Genomic DNA, 20,430 nt, shown 5'->3' with positions numbered 1-20,430 from the left:
GCAGCTTCGAGCCCCTCCCCCGTCCGGAATGACCCGCGCCGCGATCATATCCGCCAGCATCTGCCTCGGTCTCAGCGCCCTGCCCGCGCATGCACAGGGCGTGCCGACGCAGGACAATTCCACGATTGGCCGTGCCATCGCGCAGGTGACGGCGCTGGTCGAGGATCTCGGCGTCCAGCAGGACAAGGATCGCACCGAATCCACGCTGGCCGACGTGCAGGCCGACCAGCTGCGCGTCCTCGAGGAGATGACCGCGGCGATCACCGGCCCCGGCTTCGATATCCGTTCGCTCGAGGGCAATGCGGATTTCGGGGTGGCGGCGGTCTATCCCAATACCGACCCGAGCCCCATGAACAGCCGCCTCTTCGGTGAGGGCCGCGAGACGGTCGAGATGATGATCGTCGAGGTTGCGGGCGAGTTCGCAGGCGCGCCCGGTGTGGCCCGCGCCGGTCTCTCGGCCACCCAGTGGCGCTGCCTCTTCCAGGCCCTGATCAAGCAGGAGAGCCGCTTCAACGTTGCGGCCCAAAGCCCGGTCGGGGCCTATGGCCTGACCCAGCTCATGCCCGGCACCGCCTCCGATCTCGGCATCGACCGCTATGACGTGAAGGACAACTTGCGCGGCGGCGCGCGCTATATCACCACCCAGCTCAACCGTTTCGGCAACATCCCCCATGCGCTTGCGGCCTATAACGCGGGCCCCGGCCGGGTCACCGAATATGGTGGCGTGCCGCCCTTTGCCGAGACCCAGGGCTATGTCCGCAACATCTCCAAGTTCTACAACGAGTACCTGGCCGTTGTGGGCGGCGCCGACGCGCTCGGCACGCTCTCGCCCTCGGACTTTGCCCTAGCCGAATATGCCAGCATCTCCGAGGCCGGCGTCTATTACGCCGCCGACAGTTCGGCGACCACCGATCAGGTCATCAACCGCCTCCGCGCGATCATCCTGCAGATCGACGCGCAACCCAATGCCAAGGCGGCCTGGGAACTCAACACCTACGCAAAGGCCGAGATCGGCCGCATCCTCAACCTCCGCGTCCGGCTGATGGCCGCAAACCAGCAGCGCGAGGCGGCCTACGCGCAGCACCTCGTCGCCGACCGGCTGGCCGAGCGCGACTTCATGCAGATGGGAGTTCCCGAATGAGACGATTTTTTCTGGTAACCGCCGCTGTCCTCCCGCTCGGATGCGGCGGCCCAGCTACCGCTCAGGGCGTGCCGACCTTCGATGGCTCACAGCTTGGCCAGCTCGTGGCCCAGCTCGAGCACATGGCCGAGGACCTGAACGTCCAGATGCAGCAGCTTGCCACGATGCGGCTGGAGTTGGAAACCCAGCTGTCGCAACTGACGAACCTCGAGGCGCAACTGACCTCGCTGATCGAGGGAAGCGAGCTGGGCGAGCTTTTTGCCACGGTCGAGGAGTTCCGAGCACTCCGCGGCAAGCTGGTCGCCCCTCTCAACACGGCGCAGTCACTTGCCAGCGGCGATTTCCTGAGCGGCTTCAATCCCGGCGCGGAACTGTCCGCTTCGGTCGAGCGGGTTCTCTCGGGCAGCGGCTTCACCTCCGAGCGCCTGAGCACGCTTTCGGGATCAGACCAGCCCGCCGACAACCGTATCGCCACCTCGGCCGGGGCCAGCGCCATGCTGTCAGTTGCTGCGCAGGAAAGCCATGAAGAGGCTGGCCAAAGTCTTGAGAGGCTCGAGACCATGGTCGGGCTTATCGACGATCAGGACGGGCTGAAAGCCGCCGTCGATCTCAACACCCGCGTCACCGCCGAGCTCGGCATCATCCTGACCCAGATCTGGCGGCTGGAAGCGGCCCAGGGCGTCAGCGCGGGACAGCTCGGCGTCGTCGATGCCGCAACCCTCGCGGATGAGCGCAAGTTCCGCTCGATGGCAGTGGATCCATGAGAATATCAATGCGCCTCGAAATCCCAGACATTCGGTCCCTTGGCCTCGCCGCGCTTGTCGCGAGCGCCCTGCCCTGTGCCGCGCTGGCCCAGACCCTGAGCACGAACCCGTCCGGCGACACGCCTTTCAACTCGATGGCCATCGCGCGGGACGAGGGCGATGAATGCCGTGTCCCCAAGCCGCCCATTGATCTGGCCGAGACCGCCTACCTGCGCAATGGCTACCGCGCGATCCTGCGCATCCTGATCGCCGAAGAGGCCCTCGCCTCTGAAAGCTGCACCTGCCTGATGGACCAGTTCACCTGGGATCAGGCACTGGACGCCCTGCCCCGGTTCCAGACCTCCGACAACCCGCGTCTGCCCTTCAAGGTGCTGGAGCTCTACGCCAAGGCCGATGCGCTGGAAGCCCAGGTTGCGGAAGGCTGCGCCGAGTAGATGGGGGTTATTCGCGACATCCTGGGACAGGTCGACGCCGCGGTGAACACCGTGGCGCAGGACGGCTTTGTCTCCTCGGCGGCTTCGGTCGGCAACGTCATCACGGCGGGCGCGACCCTCCTCCTCGTCCTTTTGGGCATCAACGCGGTCATGCAACTGCGCCCCCTGCCCTTCGGCACCGGCTTTGCCTTCGGGATCAAGGTGGCACTGGTGGGGATATTCGCACAGAGTTGGGACAATTTCAGCGTCATCTATGGCATCGTCACGCAGGTGCCCGACTCCGTCGGCGCCTCGATCCTGGCGCTTACGGGCTCGGGTGACGAGGCCGGGGTCTATGAGAGCCTCGACAACATGGTCGCCCGCATCACCGCCTATGGCGACACGATCGGCGACCGCGCGGGCTGGGTCTTCGGCGCGGTCCTGGGCGCCATCTTCTTCGTCCTATCGGCTGTCTTCGCCGCCGTCACCGCCGGGATCATCGCCTTCGCCCGCATCGTCTTCGCGCTGATGATCGTCATCGCCCCCTTCATGATCGTGACCTCGCTCTTCAAACCCACACAATCGCTCTTCGAGGCCTGGACCCGCGCCACTATCGGCTATGCGCTCATGCCCGTCGCCGCCGCCGGGGCCGCAGGCATCATTGTCGCGATCGCCGAAGCAATCGGCGACGCCTCCGGCGATCCGGGCGACGTCGAGACCGTGAGCCTCATCCTGCCCTTCCTCGTCATCCTGATCCTCAGCGCCGGGATCATGGCCTCGGTCCCCTATATCGCCTCCAATCTGACCGGTGTTGTGGGGATTGCGTCCAATGCCGTGGGCCTGACAGGCCTTGCGCGCCAGGGCTTCGTGAACACGCGCCAGTACGGCACCGGCACCACCTCGCGCCTTGTCACGGGCAAATCCCCGCATGAGCTGAACCAGATGGCCAATACGGGCGTGGTGAAAACCGGCGAGATGATCCGTCAAAGCCCCGGCGCGCTTCTGTCGGCCGCCAAATCCTTCCGCAAACCCTGATCTGAAAGACGACTGACTTGAAGAAGACTGTGACCAGTACCCCTGCTGACCGCGACGCGTTTGAGGCGGATTTCATCTACGGGCCGCGGCGGCGCGAGCGTTTTGCGTGGTTTGTCGCGGCAGCGGGCGTGCTGGTCGGCGTTGCGGGCATGGTCGCGGGTGCGAGCCTCTTTCCGCTCAAGACGACCGAAACCTTCGTGGTCGTGGTCGACAAGGAAACCGGCGAGATGGACCGGGTCGCGGCCGTTCAGGCGCTGACATTGTCGGAAAGCGACGCCATCATCCAGGCCAATCTCGTGGCCTATGTCGACGACCGCGAAACCTATGACCTGACCGACGGTGAGCAGCGCATCAACTCGGTGCTCGACCGTTCGGACGGCGATGCCGCCCGCACGCTGCGCGATCTCTGGTCCTCGACCAACGAGGACTACCCGATCACCGTCTACGGTCGCGATGCCAAGATCGAGGTGGTGATCAAGTCGGTGAACCAGATCGAGCGCGGTGTAGCGCAGGTCCGTTTCACCCGCACGCTGCGTCGCCCGCGCGATACCCGCACCGTGACCCGCTCTTACGTCGCCACCGTCGGCTACGACTTCCAACCCGAAACCCGCCAGCGCCTTCAGGACGTCTGGGCCAACCCCTTGGGCTTCGTGGTGACCTCCTACCGCGTCGACGCCGAGACCCTGGAGAACTGACCAAGATGAAACTGCTGCCCGCGCTCCTCCTGGCGCTTACCCTGCCTGTTGCCGCCTTCGCTGAGGCCACGCCCCAGGGCGGCCCGCTCGACATCCGCATCCGCACAGCCATCTATAACGAGAACCAAGTCTACCGGATCGAGACCGATCTTCGGCATTCGACCACGATTCATTTCGGGGCGGGCGAGCGCTTCGAGGCCGTGATCGTCGGTGATACCGAGAGCTTCCAGGTCGACCCGATCCCCGAGCTCGGCAATGTGCTCACCATCAAACCGCATGTGGCGCAGGCCTCGACCAACATGACGGTGATCACTAACCGCCGCACCTATTCGTTCCATTTGCGCGAAGGCTCGATCCCGAACCGAACCGGCATGTTCTTCGAGGTGCGTTTCCGCTACCCCGACGAGGAACGCCGCGCGGCAGGTACCACCCAGCCGAAAGGCCTCATAGCTCCTCGCAACTACAACTACCGCGTCTCGGGGATCGGCGATTTCCGCCCCAGCCATATCTATGACGACGGGCGTTATACCTATTTCGTCTTCCCGGAGAATGGCCGCCAGCCCGCCCTCTTCAAGGCCGATGATCAGGGCCGCGAGCGCACGGTGAACTGGACGCAAGCCGGCAACACCGTCCGGGTGCTCGGGGTGAACACCTACTGGACGCTGCGCATCGGCGACGAGGCGATCTGCGCCTGGCGCGACGAGAGCGCGATCTACGTGAGCAATTGACCATGGCCGATCAAACCCCTCCCGATCTGCAGGACCGCCTCGACCAGTTCAGCCAGCGCGGCAATTCCAAACGCCGCGGCAACAGCCTTGGGGTCGGCGCGCTCGCCGCAGCCCTCGCCCTCGGCGGGGCAGGGGTCGCGTATTTCCTGGCAACCGGATTGCAGGAGCGCGACAGCGCGCTCGAGACCTCCGATGTCGAGACGTTTCAGGACCGTCGCCCCGGCACCGGCGGGCGGCTGGAGTTTCCGCCCGACGAGACAGAGCAAAGGGTCAACGACGCACTGATCGCGGTCGAAGAGGCGCTCGACGTGCCTGCGGCCCCCGCACCTGAACCGAGCGCCGAGGTGCTAGCGGAAATCGCCAAGCTGCGCGAAGCCCTCGCCGCCAGCCAGGCCGCCCGCAACTCGGAAATCCAGTCCGCCGTCGCGGATCTGCGCGAGGCCTTCGAAGAACAGAAGGCCGCGCTTGAAACCACCCTGGCCGCCAGGGAAACTGAGCTGGCCAATCTGCAGCGCCAGACCGAGACCCGCGTCGAAGGGCTGCAGGCCATGCTCGATGCCGAACGGGCGCAGCGCGAGGGGCTCGAGGCCGAGCTCGACCGCGAAGGTCTCATTGCTGACCAGCGCCTTCTGGAAAAACGCCGCCGGCAGGAAGAGGAACAGCGTCAGCGTGAGGCCGCACGCATCGCAGAGGAGCTTCTGACGGAGCAGATCAAATCCCCCGCCGTCGTCTATGCTGACGGTCCTCGCGGCGGCGCAAGTGGCGCAGCGGTGGCCGATCCCGCAGTCCCTGGCGCCGGCGGGCCGCTCCTCTCCGGCAATGAGCAGTTCCTGCAGAGCGCGCGGCCGCTCGAAGTGCAAGAGGCCGCCCGCCTCACCCATCCCGAGCGCACGCTGACCCAGGGCTCTGTCATCCAGGCCGCGCTCCAGACCGCCATCAACAGCGACCTGCCCGGGTCTGTCGTGGCGGTCGTCTCCGAGTCGGTTCCGGCCTTCTCCGGAGACCGGATCCTGATCCCCCGGGGCTCCCGCCTTTTTGGCCAATATCGCTCCGGGATCGAGATGCACCAGAAGCGCATCCTGATCCTCTGGACCCGCGTCCTGACCCCGGACGGCACGTCGATGGAGATCGCGTCCGTTGGCGGGGACCAGCTTGGCCGCTCAGGCCTCACCGGCCTCGTCGACACCAAATTCGCAGAGCGCTTTGGCGGGGCGGCGCTGATTTCCGTGATCGGGGCCGCGCCGACCGTGGCAGCCGAGAGCACCAACAACGAGACAACCAGCATCGTTTTGGGCGATGTCGGCAGCGATCTTCAGGACGCGGTCGGATCGGTCATTGCCGACCAGGTCTCGATCGCGCCGACGATCTATGTCGATCAGGGGGCCTCGGTGACCGTACTCGTGGACCGGGATGTGGTGATCTATTGACCGAGGCGGCATCACCAGCGTCATACCTCGAACGCTATCTCGACCCGTTCCGTGACCTCCTGCGGCGCGACAACGTGGTCGAGATCGCGATCAACCCGGACGGCAAGGTCTGGCTCGAGGTCGCGGGCGACGCCACCATGCGCCACGAAGGCCAGACCGTGGGTCGCACCACAGCCCTCAACATGGCCCAGACCATCGTTGGCGACGCCAAGGCACGCGTCTCTGAAAAGAACCCGCTTGTCTCCGGCAAGGTAGAATATGCAGGACGCCCGCTCCGGGTCCAGGTCGCCGTGCCGCCCGCCATCGACCGTGGTGCCTCGATCACCATCCGCCTCTTCGCCTCGGGCAGCGTCAGGGATTATGCCCCGGCCTATCTGTTCGGCAAGGCCGTCTCGCTCGATGCACTCCGCGCCGAGAAGATGAAGAACATCACCTCCCTCGCCGAGGAGAACCTTGAGGCGGCACTTCAGACCCTGGTCGAGGCCCGGCTCAACGTCCTGATCAGCGGCGGCACCTCGACCGGCAAGACCACATTCGCCCGCCACCTCCTGACCCATGTCGGTGAGGACGAACGGTTGATCACCATCGAGGACGCCTTTGAGCTCTTTCCCGACCAGCCCAATACCGTCGCCCTTCTGGCCGACCGCGGCGTCGGTTCGCAACGCAGCGCCAATGCACTCCTTCAGGCCTCCCTCCGCATGCGCCCCGACCGAATCATCGTCGGCGAGCTGCGAGGCGCCGAGGCCCTGACCTATCTCGAGGCGATCAACACTGGCCATGGCGGATCAGTCTCCACGATCCATGCCGAGACTGCCGAACTCGCCATCGACCGGCTGGCGATCATGGTGCTGCAGGCCGGCACACCGCTGACATTCGCCGAGGTGCGCGAGTACATCCGGAAATCCATCGATGTGATCGTCCAGCTCGGGCGCGCCGAAGGGAGGCGGGGGATTACGGAATTCTACCTGCCGGGGGATTCAGGTGCCAGTTGAGCAAGCATTATCGATCACTTCCTAGAGTGGCGTCGGACGCTTTGCCCGAATTTCCCTTCGACGCTCCCAAGTGACGACGATTAGGATGGCTACGAGTACCATGTAGAGCTTGCCCAAAACCTGTCCGGCCAAATAGTCCAAACTGCCGAACGCGAGCCAAAGAAAAATCAAGCTATCAACAATCAAACCAACAATGCTACTGACCAACGCGGCCACCACGAATCCGCGCCGACGCAGCGGAGCAAAAACGGCGAAATCTGAAAGTTCTGACAAAAGAAATGCGGTTGTGGAAGCGATTAAGAGCGCTTGAGGAGAAAAGAGCGCAGATATGAGACTTCCCAATAGAATGGCGGAAAGCGCCCAGTACGCACCAAGATCTCTGTGGACAAGATCACGCAACACCAATGCCAGGCCGACCATTAAAACTCCACTCGGCGCAGATGTTCCCGGCAGGACTGGAATCAAGCACGGCCCATTGGGAACGCAGTGTGTTCCCACGTTCTGTATGAGCCAGTTCGAAGCTGGTCCAGTCAGCAAAAATCCAATGTAAGAGAGGACCACGCCACCTTGCACGGTTCTTGCCTTTCGTCTTGAAATCGATGTCACTCGCAACAGGCTCCCATTATTACCCTCCGCCCAAATGTACTGCTCCTGCACCGACAAAACGGTCGCTGAAATTTACGCCGTTGAGAAGGGAGCTTCCTATTCTCCCGAGCACCACCGACGTCATTCCCAAACTTGTGGCAACCATGCCAATCGTCGTGGCGAGCGCGCCACTATCCCGCCAAAGAAGGCTGGCGCTGTTCTCGTAGCAGCTTTCAAGAAATTCGATATCAGCGATGAACTGAAGAGTTGTTCCAGCTGCCGCCGAACAGAGAGAATTCACGCTGTTCGAATTTGCATCTCTCACAGGGTTCGGATCTTGGACTAGCTTGAGGGTGTGCGAGGAAGGATCATAGACACCAACGGGCTCATCCTCCTCAACCGGAATGCAAAGTATCGATAAGACATGCAACCCACCCGCTGACGGACTTGCTCGGCCGACCCATGGGACACCGAACCGCCCTGAACCCCGACATCGCTCACGCATCACGTGAAAAAGGAGGTCTCCCAATTGCTGCTGGGAAACCCGCCCCGAGATTGCGGACCGGCGGGCGGCCAAGGCATCCGACAAACCCACATCAGGAAGGAATTGCGGCTTCGGAAGCTTGAGGCCCCGGCTTCCTGGTATTTTTGCTCTCGTCGCTACCTGGGGAGGCAGTATCGGGCGAGGTTCATCATCAATAGGCGACACCGTAGATTTCCTTGGTCACCTGGTAATGCTTCACACACCCACGACACTGGCCGCAGGCCAAATTCCCAGTGTGGCAAGAATGGGCCCATGCCAGAATCCCGCGCGGGACACCTGAACGGCGCACCAGTTCAGTGGTCGTTATGTCAAGGGCTGGAGCCGAGATGCGGATGCCGCCCTCTTGCACAGCGGTCACCCTATCCATTGCATCGTAGAACTCCGGACGTCCATCGGCGTGCGTACCGTCAGACGAGACCGATCCGGTCATCAACTCAGTTACGCCGAGAACTATTCCCCGAGCAGCGGCAAAGGTCACGAGCAACTGATTACGGAATGGCCACCATTCCGGTACGGGCGCGACACCGAGGGCATCGTTTCCCGCCATATCACCGGAACCAATGGCGCGGCAGTCGATCGCAATGATCTCATGCTGCATCCCGATTTCTTTTGCCACTTGGCTCGCAGCAGTAATTTCTGCCTCGGCTGCCCGTTGGCCATAGTCAATTGTAATGGCAATTTCAGGACGCTTCCAAAAGGCAACGGAAATGGAGTCCATGCCTCCGGACAAGAGAAGTGCTTTCATGGTTCGGCCCAGACTGTTTGGTAGATCGCGGTCACCAAGTCTTCGTATACTCGACAGCCGGTGCCCATAGGCATCTTGAGATCTTCTGGCCGCACATTCTGCGCAAATGCAATGACCGGAGTTCCTTTCGCCACCGCATAGCCAATTTCGAAAATCGTCCCGGCGTCGCCCCCATTCAAAATCGCGAGCACAACGGAGCACTCGTCAAGTCCCGCGAGATCTTGTTTCGCGACCACATCGCCCGGACCAACGCCCACATCATGAAGTGGCGAGAATACTTCGACTTCCATGTGCAAGAGCTGTTCGCGAACCTCTTCGACAATCCAACGCTCGGCCAAATTGAAGAACGGTGCAGCCAGATAGACCTTACCTCCTCTCGGTTTGACCGCGTCATTGACCTCCTCCCGCAATGTACCTTCAGACGGCAGAGGGAGAGAACGCGTGCCGCAGTAATAGGACGTCGCTCTGGATGCGAGATCCGCGGCCTCCGCAGCCGGTCTTTCAAGTTTACCCCAGTAGTAAGCAAATGCTGCAGAGAACACATCTCCAGACCCAATCTTCCAGACATTCTCGCTTCGATACGATGGCACTGGCACTGGGGTCTCACCTCGAACGTGGACCATCGCACCATGGCCACCCATTTTCAGAACAACAACGTCAGCCTTCCATTCTGCGAGGATATGTTCGACGATTTCGGAAGGTTCAGTACGCCCAGAGAGCCGACGGCCTTCAAGTCTGTTCAAGATGACGGCCAGAGTCTCAGCGCTGGAACCATTCTCGTGATAGGGTCGAGGGTCGAATGCCGATTGTGGATCGTAGACAATCCGCCCCCCGGTAACACTGGCGCTCCCTTCGAGCATACCAAAGCGCAGCACAACGTCTCCCGCCACATCAAAGGGCGTGTACTGAGGAATAGCGTCGGGTCGCGGCGTAATCCTTGGTGTGCCAAGCGAATGCATATACTCGAACTCGACGCCTTCTTCGACCTCCGGGCCGAAGGTTTCTATCCCGAAGGCAGCTGCCAGATTATCAATTCCTGCTAAAAGCGATTTCGCTCGAACCGTGTGAAGGACAATTGTCTCACCGAAATCAGCCAGAGCGACAGCTGCGCGACCCGCTGACCCGAAGATGTCGTCCCAGTGCGGCTCAATGCAGCTTTCCCGATAAACCCCACCTGCTATTGTAATCATGCAGGCCGGACCTGAAGTGTAATTGCAGCACCGGACCGGCTTGCAACTTCAGCGACATACTGGTGACCATTTTGAATGCAGTCCACAATTTGCATATGGCCGGTATGGGTCAACGCTCCAGCAACACCGGCAGGCGCATGCACTTCTAAAACGGGACGCGGACCACCCAAGTTCAAAACAACGTCCAACACGTCTCCAACAGCAAGGGTCGAAACAACGGCTGGTCGGGGACTGTTCAGGGGCGCTTGCTGAAAAATCGCGCAGGGATCAGCTCCGCCTCCTCCAGTGCCACCACCGCCCCCGGCACCTGGTCGATTGGGGATCTTCGGCGGCGTGTAATCGTCACGCCCTCCACCACCACCTGACATCTAAATCCTCCTAAATCCAAAGCACCGCTAACCACCTCAACCTAGGGGGGAATGCATCCCAAGAAAAGCGTTTAATCAACGTATTATGGATTTCACAGCGCTAGATTGAGTTGAACAGGTTCGACCTTCGGCGTGTATACTTCGGCCGAAGGGTCGGCGAGCCGTCGCAAGATTGCAGCGGGTATCTGACGCATGTTCATCCAGATGACGGAATCCAAGATGGAAGCTCTTACAGAGATCGCTTCCGCGAAATCTAGAAACGCCTCTTCCAACTCGAGGTAATGGCGGTTGACAGATTTCTCTTCTGGAAATATCTGCAGCATTCTGCCTGCACGAAGTATGTGAATATCCAAAATCGAAACGCGATCGCTGTCACGCCAATTTCGGACAATCCAGGAGGCTGTCTTTGGACCTATTCCTGGCAACGTTGTCAACGCATCACGCAGCACTCTGTCGGGAGCGTCTTGGTCCAGATATCGCAACGCGCGCATGGACCCCGCAAGATAGGTTGATTTCTGTCGTGCAAACCGGTAGCGAACAAACTTCCCGTTCAATTCAAGCGGGTCTGCGAGCAACTCAAGAACAGATTCCTCATTTAACAGCCGACATGGGTCTTCAGCGTTCACCACTCGCAGACGCTCGTATGCAGCCAGCCCCACTTCCGCAGGAATACCGTAGCCACCGAGCAGGCAAGCAATGAGTTCCTCTTCAAGGCTCCGACCAAGCTTGTAGTGCGCCGGTGCCTCGACTTCCCACATCCAAGCTTGCGCGGCCCAATAAGCGGGCGACCCAATTTCCTCGGCGAACCCCCATACCAAGCCATTGATGTCCAAATGTTGATCAGCCGAGGGCAAGTTACGACCGACGTAGCCTGCCTCCGACCTTGCATAGACGGTCTGAATTGACGAATGAGCACTAGAATGCATAATATGCATATATCCTGAATAATCCCCGACGACAATGAGTGACCTGATAGCAGAAGTGGAAAATGTGCGGCAATCCGCTCGAATGAGTCAGGCTGAAGTCGCTCATCAGATGGGTGTTTCGCAAGGCCAGTATAGCAAGGTTGTTGCGAACCGCGTGCCGTTGGCACCCAAGATGGCGGCCAAGATGAGAGCTTGGCTGGAACAGCACGAATCGACAGCAGTCAGTATCGATCGCGAGATTCTCGATAAATGCATTGAATTGATGCATTTGCTTCGCGCGCGCGTCGGAGCTGCAGAAGAGAGCGACAGGAAGAGCGATTGATGTTGCCCGCCCTTGGTCGACGACACCGGGTCGCGGCTGGCGGTGGGCGAGAATGGCATCGGCTCTGAAATTCCGGTACCGGAAAATCGTTTCAATTCTTGGCATTATCCACCCAGCAATTCCTCGATGAAATCCTCTTGGCCGTAGAGCGCCGTCTCCCATTCCTTCGGCACCGCCGCTTCCCGCTCCAGCGTCTCTGGTCCAGGTTGCCCGCGCCCAGCCTCTATCGCCATCACGCTCATCGCGCGGGCTTCGCGGCGCTGCGAACGATCGCGGACAGGCGCGCGTTCGGCTGGTTTGACAGTCTCGTCCGCACGGGTCTCGTCACCTTCTTCATCACCACCCCAAGGCCCGACGCCCTGAACACTTGGCGGATAGGGGAAGGGCTTGCCCTCCTGGCGGGCCAGCATCTGCTTGAAGAACGGATCGTCGTAATACTTGATCCGACTTGCCTTGATCGGGTGCTGGGGTGACGCAAGGATGATCACCTTGTCGGGATCCATCAGGCGCGCTTCGGTCTCGGAAAGCAGCGGCCGCTCTTCGAGCCGGGCCGAGGTCGAGGTCGCGCCAAGGAAGCCCTTGTTGCGACCATACATCCGGGTCACTGCCTCGCGGGTGGTGCTGCCGACGGCGGCGGATACCTCCTTCACGGTGCGCTGGTCGCGGGGCGTGATGTAGAGCTTGAGCCCTGCCCCGTTCTCGAGACTTTCGCGGCCTTCGGGTCCGTAGATCCGGTCGAGCGAGGCCAGTGACTGCGCGATCATCGCGACGCGGCCGCCATAGCTTGCCAGCGAATGGATCGCGCGCTCGAGGTAGGGCATCGCCCCCATCTGCTGGAATTCGTCGATCATCATCATGACGGGCCAGGGCTCGTCCGGGCCCGGCTCGTTCAGGCGGATCGACGCTATGAGATCGGCGAACATCAAGCGCAGGAGCGGGGCGAGAGTTGCGATGTGATCCTCGGACACCGCGATGTAGAGCGACTGTGGGGTCTTCCGGAAGGTCGAGAAATCAAAGTCACTCGCCTCGGTGGCCGAGCGCACCGCCGGGTTGTCCCATTGCTTGAGACCGGCCGTCATCAGCGCCTGAATGTTCGAGGTCAACAGGCGCGACGAGGCAGAAGCCGCATTGGTCCAGAGCTCGCGCAGGATATCTTCCTCAGCCTCGTCGGCATAGGTCTTGTACTGGGCGTTCTTGTATTCGCCCCCGGCGACGATCTGGTTCACCGCGCCAAGGTTCGGCGTGCCGCGCTGGATCGCCAGCAGGCAGGCCGCAACGAAGATCGACTTGCCGGCCTCGGAGAAGGTGTCGAGTTGTTTGTTGTCCTTGTCGAGGAAGAGGTCAGCGAGGATCGAGACCTCGGTGAAACGCTGCGCGAAGCTCGGGGCCTTGGCGATCCGGGCGAGCGGGTTGTAGCGATGTGTGGCGTTGGCCCAATCAAACGGGCTGAAGCGATAGACCTCGTCACCGTTCAGCGCCCGAAGCCGCGCGGTTTTCTCGAAGTTCTCGCCCTTCACGTCCAGCACCACGACCGAGCCCGCAAAGCTCAGGAGGTTCGGGATCACGAAACCCACACCCTTACCGGCGCGGGTGGGCGCCACCATCATCACATGCGGGATCGTGGTCGAGGAGATGAACTCGGCATTGGAGTGCGGCGCGCCGAGCTTGCCGCAGACGAGGCCCTTGCCCGGGGCCTGCAGCATGTCGTTTTTCTTGAGTTCCGCCTTGGTCTGCCAGTGCGCGGAACCGTAATCGTCCCGTTCCTTCTTCCACGTCCAGGCCAGTGCCAGGGCGCCGAGCCCGATGGCCCCGAAGCCGACCGCGCCGAAACCCACCTTGAAGGCCTCTGGGTGCGCCGCGCGCGTGCTGGCGGTCGCCTTCCAGAGCGCCAGCATGTCGAAACTACCGAAGCCGGTTTTCAGGGCCAGGGTCAGGTAGAAGGCGGCGACGATGGTGCCGATGACGGCGCCACTGATCACACCGAATAGGAGCGCGGCCCAAAGGGGAAGTGTCTTGGTCATGGCGGTCATCCCCTTCAGAATTCCATCTCGTCATCGAGACTGCGATCACGGCCAAGATCGCGGCCCAGTTCCTGCGCTTCCTGCTGGCCACGCAGCCGCGCAACCTCGGTCGCCTTGTCCTGCTGCAACCCGGCGGCGCGATCGGTGAAGACCTGGTCGCCCGTTTCATCGAAGGTCATCTCGAGGAACTCCTGCGTGACGGTGATCTGGTCGAGTTTGCTCGGCAGTGCCGCGTCCAGAACCTCGAAGTTGCCGCGCCGCAGTTCAGCCAGGCCCTCCTCGCCCAATTCCTTGAAGAGCTCGGAGTGCAGGGTCCGCTCGACGATCCCCTCCTGTTCCTCGGTGAGCTTGCCGTCCCGCAGCATGTCAGCCAAGTCTTGCAGGTAGGGATTGGGCGTCCGGTCGTCCTCGTCGATGAGCGGCAGCGTCGCCTCCTCCTCATCTGCGAGGGTCCGGCCGACCTCGACGCCCAGTTCCTTGGCGCGCTCCATCAGCGCATCCATGACCCCGTCGACCTTTTCCAGCGCGGCATCTAGATGATTGTCATTGGCTGTCTCAACGCTTAGGCCATCCTTGGCCAAGACCGCGTTCATGTCCCGCTCGACCCAGTCCTGTGCCATGCCATAGTTGCGGGTGCCGCCCGCACTGATGCGTGCCACCAGTTCCCCGCTGTCCATTCCGGCCTCCTCGGCGCGCTCGAGCACGTCACGCAGCCCCTCGTCATTGCCGGACTGCAGCGCGGCGATCAGCACCTCGCTGCCCGCCCCCGGCGGATAGGGTTCTTCAAGCTGCTTGCCAAACCGCGCGCGCAGTTCTGGGTCCGGCACCATCTGCGAGAGGTCCGCGATGATCGGCGCGGCCTTGGCTTCAAATGCGGCGCGCTCGGCCGGTTCCAGTTCTTCGGCCTTGAGCCTGAGCGCTTCGATCGTGCGCTCGGAATAGTCGATCGCGTCACCGACGGTCTTGATGTCCTTCATGTCTATCTCTCCTTCGGTGAAGTTCCACGGCGTGCCGGAGCCAAGCCCGTCCGCCATGCCGCGCACGGCACGCGCCATGTGGCGCTGGTCCATGCGGTCCAGCAGGTCGGCGAGGGTCTTGTAGTCCTTGGCAAAGCCCACCACCTGCGCCTGCGCGATGGCGGATTCCTGCGCCGTCAGGGCGATCTCGCGCGGCAGCCTCGCCTCTTCCTTGGCGCGATAGATTTCCTTGATCCCGGCGGGCTTCTCGAAGATGCCCCGCTCGAGCCGGGTGGTGGCGTCGAGCATCACGCCGTAGCGTTCGGCGATCTCGGCCTGCTTCTCCCGCATCAGCTGCGGCGACATCACGCCCTCGGCCCAGCAAGAGAACCATGCGCCCTTCTCGACGCCACGGTTGTTCAGAATGATGTGGGCGTGCTTGTGCGCCCGGTCGTCATGGACCGCGAGCACATAATCCCACTGGTCGCCGTATTCACCGCTCTCGAAGAAATGCTCGGTCCAGTCCATCGCGATGTCGCGCACCTGGTCGACCGTCACGTCGGTCGGGAAGGACAACAGCATGTGTGAGGTGAAACCGAGCTTGGTCGAGCCGCGCCAGGTCCCGGCCCAATCCTCGATGATGTCCTCTTTCTGCTCCTCCGTCAGCACCGCCGCATCGGTCAGCGCATTGGTCATCGTCGAGTAGGTGTAGACCGCCTTGTCGTTGATATAGGAGATCTGCGCCCCGAGCGAAGCACGCGTCTTACAGCCCCCGGCCCGGATCCGCTTGAACACCGCAGCCCGGCTCTGACCCGACGCCGCCTTCAGCGCGTTGCGCGCCGACATGGATCCGACACGCGCGAAACTGCGACCCTGCCGACGCCCTGCCAGCCGGGCGTCGATCCGCGCCGCCGCCTGGCCCCGGATGCGCTCATCTTCCCAGAGCCGGCCCATGACCGAGGTGTAGAGGGCGAGGGGATCAGCCATTTCGAGAGTTCCGGTTCTTCAGAAAGTCATCGGCTATCGCCGTTCGCGTTCGAGGCTTGCCGCGAGGCAGCGAAGGGCGATGCAATTCTGAACCGGAACTCTCACGCACCAGCCTCAGACCGCTATCGATCGCGCGCGGGTCATCCTCCAGAACCGTGCTCTCCGCCCCCTGCCCTTCTTCCTTTTCCGGCCACTCCTGATGACGCAGCGCCTGCGCCGCATCCTTCATCCGGCCCATCTCACGGCTCATGGACTGCGCAAGATCGAGCAGTTCGATCAGCACCGCGCGATCCGCCTCCGAGACCTCCAGCCGACCGCGATGGACAGCCTTGGCGAGCACCAATCCGGCGTCGCTCACATCCTTCGCCTGACGCCATGCGGCGCAGAACTCCGCGACCAGATCGCGCGGCACATCGAGGAACCCGCACTGCGCGCGCAGCACCGCATTCAGCGCCTGCGACCGGTTGGCATAGCCCCGCTCGCGCCACTCCGCGTCGAAGGCGTCCAGCTCGGATCGGCTGGCCCGGAAGGCCACTGTCTCGCTTGGGTCACGCACCGCGATGCCCTCGCCAGCCTCCTCTTTCGCGAGCCGGTTCACATGGCGCGGAGAGATGCCAAACGCCGCCGCCAGCTCCTTCGCGCTTTCGCCTGCCACAAAGCGCCGCGCGACTTCAATGCGCTGCTCAAGCTTCAGGTTTTTCGCTGGCCTCGGCACTAGGGCGTTCTCCCGCTTTCAAGGAAAGGATGCATGCGTAGACGCGCGCGAGGCAGCGATTGCTCGCTATCGCGTTCGCGTGCGGCGGAGCATTCAGCTTTGCGGGAAACGCCCATCACAGACCCCTCGGACAAAATGTGCAAACATTGGCCATATCCTGCCAACGTCTTCCTTCTCTCCTTCGCTTGTACGTCAATATAACACATTGCGCAATATTATGTTTTGCGTGTCGTATCTTTTTGCTGACATTGGACGCCATCAAGACCGCGCGTAGCGGCGCGACATGGAACGAGTCCCGCCCTCATCGATGCAGGACAACCAGGTCGAAAAAGCTTCCGAAACTTGTGCTCGAGCCGCACGCGACAACGAGCAGTCCAAGCGCCCGAACCAGCCACGGATCGGGCGCCAGGAACACGAAGACGGCCCGCGCGAGATAGCGCGGGTCACACCCTGTGAGGGCGTCACGAAACTTCAGAGAGACGGCGTCAGACCCCTGCGGATCCGAAGACCCGCAGGGGTGTCTGGGTCAGTGACCCTGTCCCTGATTGTGCAGATCGTCGTAGCGGCTGCGGGCGATCAGCGCCTCGGTCTCGAGGCTGTCGAGGGTCTCGGGATGGGCGTCTTCATCAAAGGCGGCGAGGTAGGCCTCGAAGGCCATGTCGGCTTGCAGTTCGGCGAGGTCGATGGATTGTTCGAGTGTCATGGTGTGATCCTTTCCGTTGATCGTCGTTGGACGGATCGTGGAAAAGACCGGGGGCATGAGAGCGGGCTGCACCCGGCACGGGGCGGAATGAAATGGAGCACGCCGGGGGCAGGTTTGTTGTGAGCGATGCCCCGCAGCGCTCAAGGCGCAGCCGTCCAGAAACCTGCCACCGGCGTTGCCGGCCGCTCGACCCCGGGCTAGCGATCTGATGGGCCAACAGGTCGACGGAAAGGCGCGCGGCAGTGACCCTGACGTGAGACGTTGCCCCCCGGACACATGACGTTTGTCTGCGATTTACACCCTCGCGGCAAAGGGTGAGTTCGCTGCCCTGGCAGCTTCGCCAACACGACCCGGGCGCGGGTTGCTCGAATGAGAGAAGGAGTTCGCTTGCCTCGCTCAGCTGGCTGCCAGTTCTCCCTGCGGACATTCGGTTCCGCCTCGGGTTCGCGCGATCCACACTGTCACTGAACTGGGCGATCGGAGCCGCATCTGCGACCTATCCAGCTTCCTACCCGCCACGGCGACGTTGTCCGAAATATGACGCATCCTTCGGACACGGGTTTCGGACCCGAACTGCTGCCATTCCTCAGAACGAGAAAAAGCCAGACCGCCGGAGCGGTCTGGCCGTTGGCTTAGGCGGCGTCTTTGGGACCCCAGGGGATGACGGCCTGCAGGGACGGGTCGTCCTGGTTCGCGGCCTTGCCGAGGTTGGCGTTGAAGCCGTGGTCGCGGATGGTCAGCGTGTAGTAGTCGGCGCCGGTCTCCTTGTTCTGCTTCTTCCAGATGCCGCCGCACTCGACCAGCTTGCCGCGCGGAGAGCGGCCGAGGACGCGGTGCGTGGGGGCCATCGGGTTCGAGCTCGCGACGGGTTCGACCGTGATGTCGAGGTCGAAGGTCAAGGTCGAGATGGAGCCGACGCCCTTGGCGGTTTCGATGTCGGCGCTGGTGAATTTGATGCAGTTCGTGGTCATTGCTCTTCTCCTTGTTTGCGTTGCAATGATGGTCACCTTGCAGCTGGCCAAGGCCCGGCCACACCGAAGGCGAAGCGTGAGCTGGAGAGGGGCAGGCGCCGGTCTTTTTGCCTCGCGAGGAATGACCCGCAGGGGCAGGGGAAAAAGATCGGCGACAACCTTTGTGGACGGGACGACAGCTGCGACCAGCTTGTCATGCAACTCAGACACCCGGAGAAGTGCGGTGGCCGCGAAGGAAGGTGGGTGAACTGCAAACAGAGAGGCTGCGGGGGGCGGTGTCTTCTCTGTCTTCTTGCACCGATCCGGACCCGGGCGAGTCAGAGCTTTGCCTGACCCTGGCTCACGTGCCGCAACGGCTGGTTTCCGTGGCCAGGCGATGTGTGTTGTCTGGAAGAGCAGTAGGGATGCCGTCGAAGCCTCTACAGCCTGCTCAGCTCACCCGGATTTCGAAAGGACCCTCCACGGCAGACCGAAGTATTACGATTTGCGCGTCACGACCACCACCGGCCTTGTGCCAGCTGCGGCCAATACAATCCGGCGGTCGTCGGACGTCGTTTGCGGCCCATGATGACGGGGCGGGACAGCATGTCCAGCAATGCAAGAAACAACACCGAGCAAGACGCGAGGTACGAGTTCACTGTTGTCACGCGCCCGCCCCAGAGACCGTAACCGGAACGGCCGAGATGAAGCGTTGCCACGACCATGCGACGGCTGGTCGGGCTGGCTCTGGAGGAGACTGCTCGGCCAGCAGCACGTCGCAGGGAGAGGCAGCGTATCAGCTCGGGGAGGTCGGCTGCGCGCAGCCGACGAGTAGGGCGCGGTCCTGACCAAAGGGCAGGAGGGGCCAAGATCAAACAACAGGACTTCTGAGGCACAATTGTCATCCTCTGTTACAAGGACCAAACTGGCGCAAATTTCCGAGAATTCCGAAGGCAAGCGGCACTAACGCTCGCAGCTTTTCCAGTGACGACAAAGGAGGTTTTTGTCATGCCTGTTCTAGGAACAGCTTTCGCTCAGCTGCAATTCAGAAACCAGATCGGGCATGTGTTCGGCAATCAAAGCGTATGTCAACTGTTCGCCACGCTTGCTGAGTTTCCTGATCCACTCGTCCGGCATGGCAGAGAAGTCGGTAGGATATCCATGTGCATCTTCTCGTGACACAAGATCCGATGGCGGAACGGCGAGGCGGGAGTCATCCTGCCCAAGAAAGGGCATGGCAAACCTCTTAATCTGTCCAGATGACTTTAAATCGAACAGGCGCTTCACAGCAGCATTCTGAGCCCTGTCAAAGATGCAAGTGAACGTGCTTGTAAGCCGCGCCATGAAGAATTGGCTGGGCGGATCAAATCGCAAACCGTAACCCGCGCGGCAACTTATGATCGTGTCCACGCCAGAAACGTTCAGGCTCACCGAAGATTCCCGATCAGGCCAAAGCGGCGCAAGGCCCAAGTTGTCGTATACCCCGCCGTCGGTCAGGGTGACGTGCTCCTCGCGCCGCGATCCGTCAGGTTTGTTGAAAGCGAGACGTTCATCAAGCGCCGGCAGAAATAGCGGATATGCTGCGGAGGCTATGACTGCGTGCGCAAGAGTCGTCTGTGAACCGGCAAGTTCCCCGAGACGCCACGATCCGGACTTCTCTCGCGAAAAATAGAACGCCGAACCTGTGCGCAAATCCGCAGCGTTGATAATCAGAAGTGGGCGCGTCGCGGGCAATTCCCGCAACTTAAGTCCGTGAAAGACATCTTCGTCCAAAACCCTACGTAGGATCGTCGTCCTGCTCGCGAAACGCGGCAGCGGTGCGCGTAACTTGTCGAAGCTCCAGCGTGTACGTGCGGTCGGTGGCAGCATCAGCGAAAGGAGGCGCGGTCCGGTCGCGATCGCCAAGATTGCGAGGTTGATCACCCCAAGAAGGGTAGCACAGTAGATCGCGCGCAGGCCTTCGGTGGTCGTGAACACCTTGCGCAAGGCCGGGCGCACCAAGCCGGAGGCAAGCAACGAACGCACTTTCGTCTCGAAGACCGGAAACGGTTCGTCATTGGCCGCATAAAGTGCGCCAATGACGCTTCCCCCCGATACGGTGGAGATGACCCGAACTTCGCCAAGAATTCCCAGATCATGCAAGGCGCGCAGACATCCTAGATGGAAGGCGATGGCGCGGGATCCGCCGCCCGAAAGCGAGAGGCCAATGACGGGCTTACTCAT

Annotated in this window: 19 protein-coding genes; 9 read left to right on the top strand and 10 right to left on the bottom strand. The window is 61.8% G+C overall.

The genetic code is table 11. The annotated features are described in order from the left end of the window. Positions 1-28: 28 nt before the first annotated feature. Genes AC0J5K_RS22600 through AC0J5K_RS22565 form a run of 8 tightly spaced genes read left to right on the top strand, consistent with a single transcriptional unit; the run spans position 29 to position 7,195 of the window. Positions 29-1,141: a lytic transglycosylase domain-containing protein gene (locus AC0J5K_RS22600; RefSeq protein ID WP_473009987.1), complete on the top strand. Its 1,113-nt coding sequence runs from the start codon at positions 29-31 to the stop codon at positions 1,139-1,141. Then, positions 1,138-1,905: a type IV secretion system protein gene (locus AC0J5K_RS22595; RefSeq protein ID WP_473009986.1), complete on the top strand. Its 768-nt coding sequence runs from the start codon at positions 1,138-1,140 to the stop codon at positions 1,903-1,905. The genes AC0J5K_RS22600 and AC0J5K_RS22595 overlap by 4 nt, the downstream gene beginning before the upstream one ends. 8 nt (positions 1,906-1,913) lie before the next feature. Next, positions 1,914-2,339 carry a hypothetical protein gene (locus AC0J5K_RS22590; protein ID WP_473009985.1) on the top strand — a complete coding sequence of 142 codons (426 nt, stop codon included), beginning with the start codon at positions 1,914-1,916 and terminating at the stop codon, positions 2,337-2,339. Beyond that, positions 2,340-3,353: a TrbL/VirB6 family protein gene (locus tag AC0J5K_RS22585; RefSeq protein ID WP_473009984.1), complete on the top strand. Its 1,014-nt coding sequence runs from the start codon at positions 2,340-2,342 to the stop codon at positions 3,351-3,353. 17 nt (positions 3,354-3,370) lie between these two features. After that, positions 3,371-4,048, top strand: coding sequence for a VirB8 family type IV secretion system protein (locus AC0J5K_RS22580; RefSeq protein ID WP_473009983.1), 678 nt, complete (start codon positions 3,371-3,373; stop codon positions 4,046-4,048). 5 nt (positions 4,049-4,053) lie between these two features. Continuing rightward, complete coding sequence (locus AC0J5K_RS22575) at positions 4,054-4,776, top strand: TrbG/VirB9 family P-type conjugative transfer protein (RefSeq protein ID WP_473009982.1); 723 nt, start codon at positions 4,054-4,056, stop codon at positions 4,774-4,776. 2 nt (positions 4,777-4,778) lie between these two features. Further along, on the top strand, positions 4,779-6,203 hold the full coding sequence (locus tag AC0J5K_RS22570; RefSeq protein ID WP_473009981.1) for a TrbI/VirB10 family protein: 1,425 nt from the start codon (positions 4,779-4,781) through the stop codon (positions 6,201-6,203). Next, positions 6,200-7,195 (top strand): ATPase, T2SS/T4P/T4SS family, encoded by a 996-nt coding sequence (locus AC0J5K_RS22565; RefSeq protein ID WP_473009980.1) that lies wholly within the window; start codon positions 6,200-6,202, stop codon positions 7,193-7,195. The genes AC0J5K_RS22570 and AC0J5K_RS22565 overlap by 4 nt, the downstream gene beginning before the upstream one ends. A 21-nt stretch (positions 7,196-7,216) precedes the next feature. On the opposite strand, the gene AC0J5K_RS22560 is transcribed toward AC0J5K_RS22565, so the two are convergent. The 4 genes from AC0J5K_RS22560 to AC0J5K_RS22545 all read right to left on the bottom strand — a co-directional run bounded on the left by AC0J5K_RS22560 (position 7,217) and on the right by AC0J5K_RS22545 (position 11,460). Continuing rightward, positions 7,217-7,615, bottom strand: a complete 399-nt coding sequence (locus AC0J5K_RS22560) for a VUT family protein (protein ID WP_473009979.1) — start codon at positions 7,613-7,615, stop codon at positions 7,217-7,219. Between the two features lie 860 nt (positions 7,616-8,475). Next, positions 8,476-9,069 carry a 7-cyano-7-deazaguanine synthase gene (locus AC0J5K_RS22555; RefSeq protein ID WP_473009978.1) on the bottom strand — a complete coding sequence of 198 codons (594 nt, stop codon included), beginning with the start codon at positions 9,067-9,069 and terminating at the stop codon, positions 8,476-8,478. Continuing rightward, positions 9,066-10,259 carry a PfkB family carbohydrate kinase gene (locus tag AC0J5K_RS22550; protein ID WP_473009977.1) on the bottom strand — a complete coding sequence of 398 codons (1,194 nt, stop codon included), beginning with the start codon at positions 10,257-10,259 and terminating at the stop codon, positions 9,066-9,068. Before AC0J5K_RS22550 ends, AC0J5K_RS22555 begins: the two co-directional genes overlap by 4 nt. A 460-nt stretch (positions 10,260-10,719) precedes the next feature. Then, positions 10,720-11,460, bottom strand: coding sequence for an 8-oxoguanine DNA glycosylase (locus AC0J5K_RS22545; RefSeq protein ID WP_473009976.1), 741 nt, complete (start codon positions 11,458-11,460; stop codon positions 10,720-10,722). A gap of 127 nt (positions 11,461-11,587) precedes the next feature. On the opposite strand from AC0J5K_RS22545, the gene AC0J5K_RS22540 reads away from it, so the two are divergent. Further along, complete coding sequence (locus AC0J5K_RS22540) at positions 11,588-11,875, top strand: helix-turn-helix domain-containing protein (RefSeq protein ID WP_473009975.1); 288 nt, start codon at positions 11,588-11,590, stop codon at positions 11,873-11,875. A 104-nt stretch (positions 11,876-11,979) separates the two neighbouring features. On the opposite strand, the gene AC0J5K_RS22535 is transcribed toward AC0J5K_RS22540, so the two are convergent. The 6 genes from AC0J5K_RS22535 to AC0J5K_RS22510 all read right to left on the bottom strand — a co-directional run. Further along, entirely contained in the window at positions 11,980-13,896 is a 1,917-nt protein-coding gene (locus tag AC0J5K_RS22535; protein ID WP_473009974.1) for a type IV secretory system conjugative DNA transfer family protein, read from the bottom strand. A gap of 14 nt (positions 13,897-13,910) precedes the next feature. Beyond that, positions 13,911-15,839 carry a relaxase/mobilization nuclease domain-containing protein gene (locus AC0J5K_RS22530; protein WP_473009973.1) on the bottom strand — a complete coding sequence of 643 codons (1,929 nt, stop codon included), beginning with the start codon at positions 15,837-15,839 and terminating at the stop codon, positions 13,911-13,913. Continuing rightward, on the bottom strand, positions 15,832-16,554 hold the full coding sequence (locus tag AC0J5K_RS22525) for a hypothetical protein (protein ID WP_473009972.1): 723 nt from the start codon (positions 16,552-16,554) through the stop codon (positions 15,832-15,834). Before AC0J5K_RS22525 ends, AC0J5K_RS22530 begins: the two co-directional genes overlap by 8 nt. Before the next feature lie 526 nt (positions 16,555-17,080). Further along, positions 17,081-17,257 (bottom strand): hypothetical protein, encoded by a 177-nt coding sequence (locus AC0J5K_RS22520; RefSeq protein WP_473009971.1) that lies wholly within the window; start codon positions 17,255-17,257, stop codon positions 17,081-17,083. 632 nt (positions 17,258-17,889) lie between these two features. Further along, entirely contained in the window at positions 17,890-18,228 is a 339-nt protein-coding gene (locus AC0J5K_RS22515) for a DUF736 domain-containing protein (RefSeq protein WP_473009970.1), read from the bottom strand. Between the two features lie 996 nt (positions 18,229-19,224). Beyond that, positions 19,225-20,430: patatin-like phospholipase family protein (locus AC0J5K_RS22510; RefSeq protein ID WP_473009969.1), on the bottom strand; the 1,206-nt coding region annotated here is incomplete at its 5' end.

The sequence above is a fragment of the Marinovum sp. E3 genome (genome assembly GCF_055755275.1).
This window is presented reverse-complemented; position numbering and strand designations above follow the sequence as displayed.

Excerpts from the sequence above, each read along its gene's own strand:
- AC0J5K_RS22595 (WP_473009986.1), top strand. The coding sequence starts at position 1,138 with ATGAGACGATTTTTTCTGGTAACCGCCGCTGTCCTCCCGCTCGGATGC.
- AC0J5K_RS22560 (WP_473009979.1), bottom strand. The coding sequence starts at position 7,615 with ATGGTCGGCCTGGCATTGGTGTTGCGTGATCTTGTCCACAGAGATCTT.
- AC0J5K_RS22550 (WP_473009977.1), bottom strand. The coding sequence starts at position 10,259 with ATGATTACAATAGCAGGTGGGGTTTATCGGGAAAGCTGCATTGAGCCG.
- AC0J5K_RS22530 (WP_473009973.1), bottom strand. The coding sequence starts at position 15,839 with ATGGCTGATCCCCTCGCCCTCTACACCTCGGTCATGGGCCGGCTCTGG.
- AC0J5K_RS22555 (WP_473009978.1), bottom strand. The coding sequence starts at position 9,069 with ATGAAAGCACTTCTCTTGTCCGGAGGCATGGACTCCATTTCCGTTGCC.
- AC0J5K_RS22585 (WP_473009984.1), top strand. The coding sequence starts at position 2,340 with ATGGGGGTTATTCGCGACATCCTGGGACAGGTCGACGCCGCGGTGAAC.
- AC0J5K_RS22540 (WP_473009975.1), top strand. The coding sequence starts at position 11,588 with ATGAGTGACCTGATAGCAGAAGTGGAAAATGTGCGGCAATCCGCTCGA.
- AC0J5K_RS22520 (WP_473009971.1), bottom strand. The coding sequence starts at position 17,257 with ATGACACTCGAACAATCCATCGACCTCGCCGAACTGCAAGCCGACATG.
- AC0J5K_RS22575 (WP_473009982.1), top strand. The coding sequence starts at position 4,054 with ATGAAACTGCTGCCCGCGCTCCTCCTGGCGCTTACCCTGCCTGTTGCC.
- AC0J5K_RS22600 (WP_473009987.1), top strand. The coding sequence starts at position 29 with ATGACCCGCGCCGCGATCATATCCGCCAGCATCTGCCTCGGTCTCAGC.
- AC0J5K_RS22570 (WP_473009981.1), top strand. The coding sequence starts at position 4,779 with ATGGCCGATCAAACCCCTCCCGATCTGCAGGACCGCCTCGACCAGTTC.
- AC0J5K_RS22535 (WP_473009974.1), bottom strand. The coding sequence starts at position 13,896 with ATGACCAAGACACTTCCCCTTTGGGCCGCGCTCCTATTCGGTGTGATC.
- AC0J5K_RS22590 (WP_473009985.1), top strand. The coding sequence starts at position 1,914 with ATGCGCCTCGAAATCCCAGACATTCGGTCCCTTGGCCTCGCCGCGCTT.
- AC0J5K_RS22515 (WP_473009970.1), bottom strand. The coding sequence starts at position 18,228 with ATGACCACGAACTGCATCAAATTCACCAGCGCCGACATCGAAACCGCC.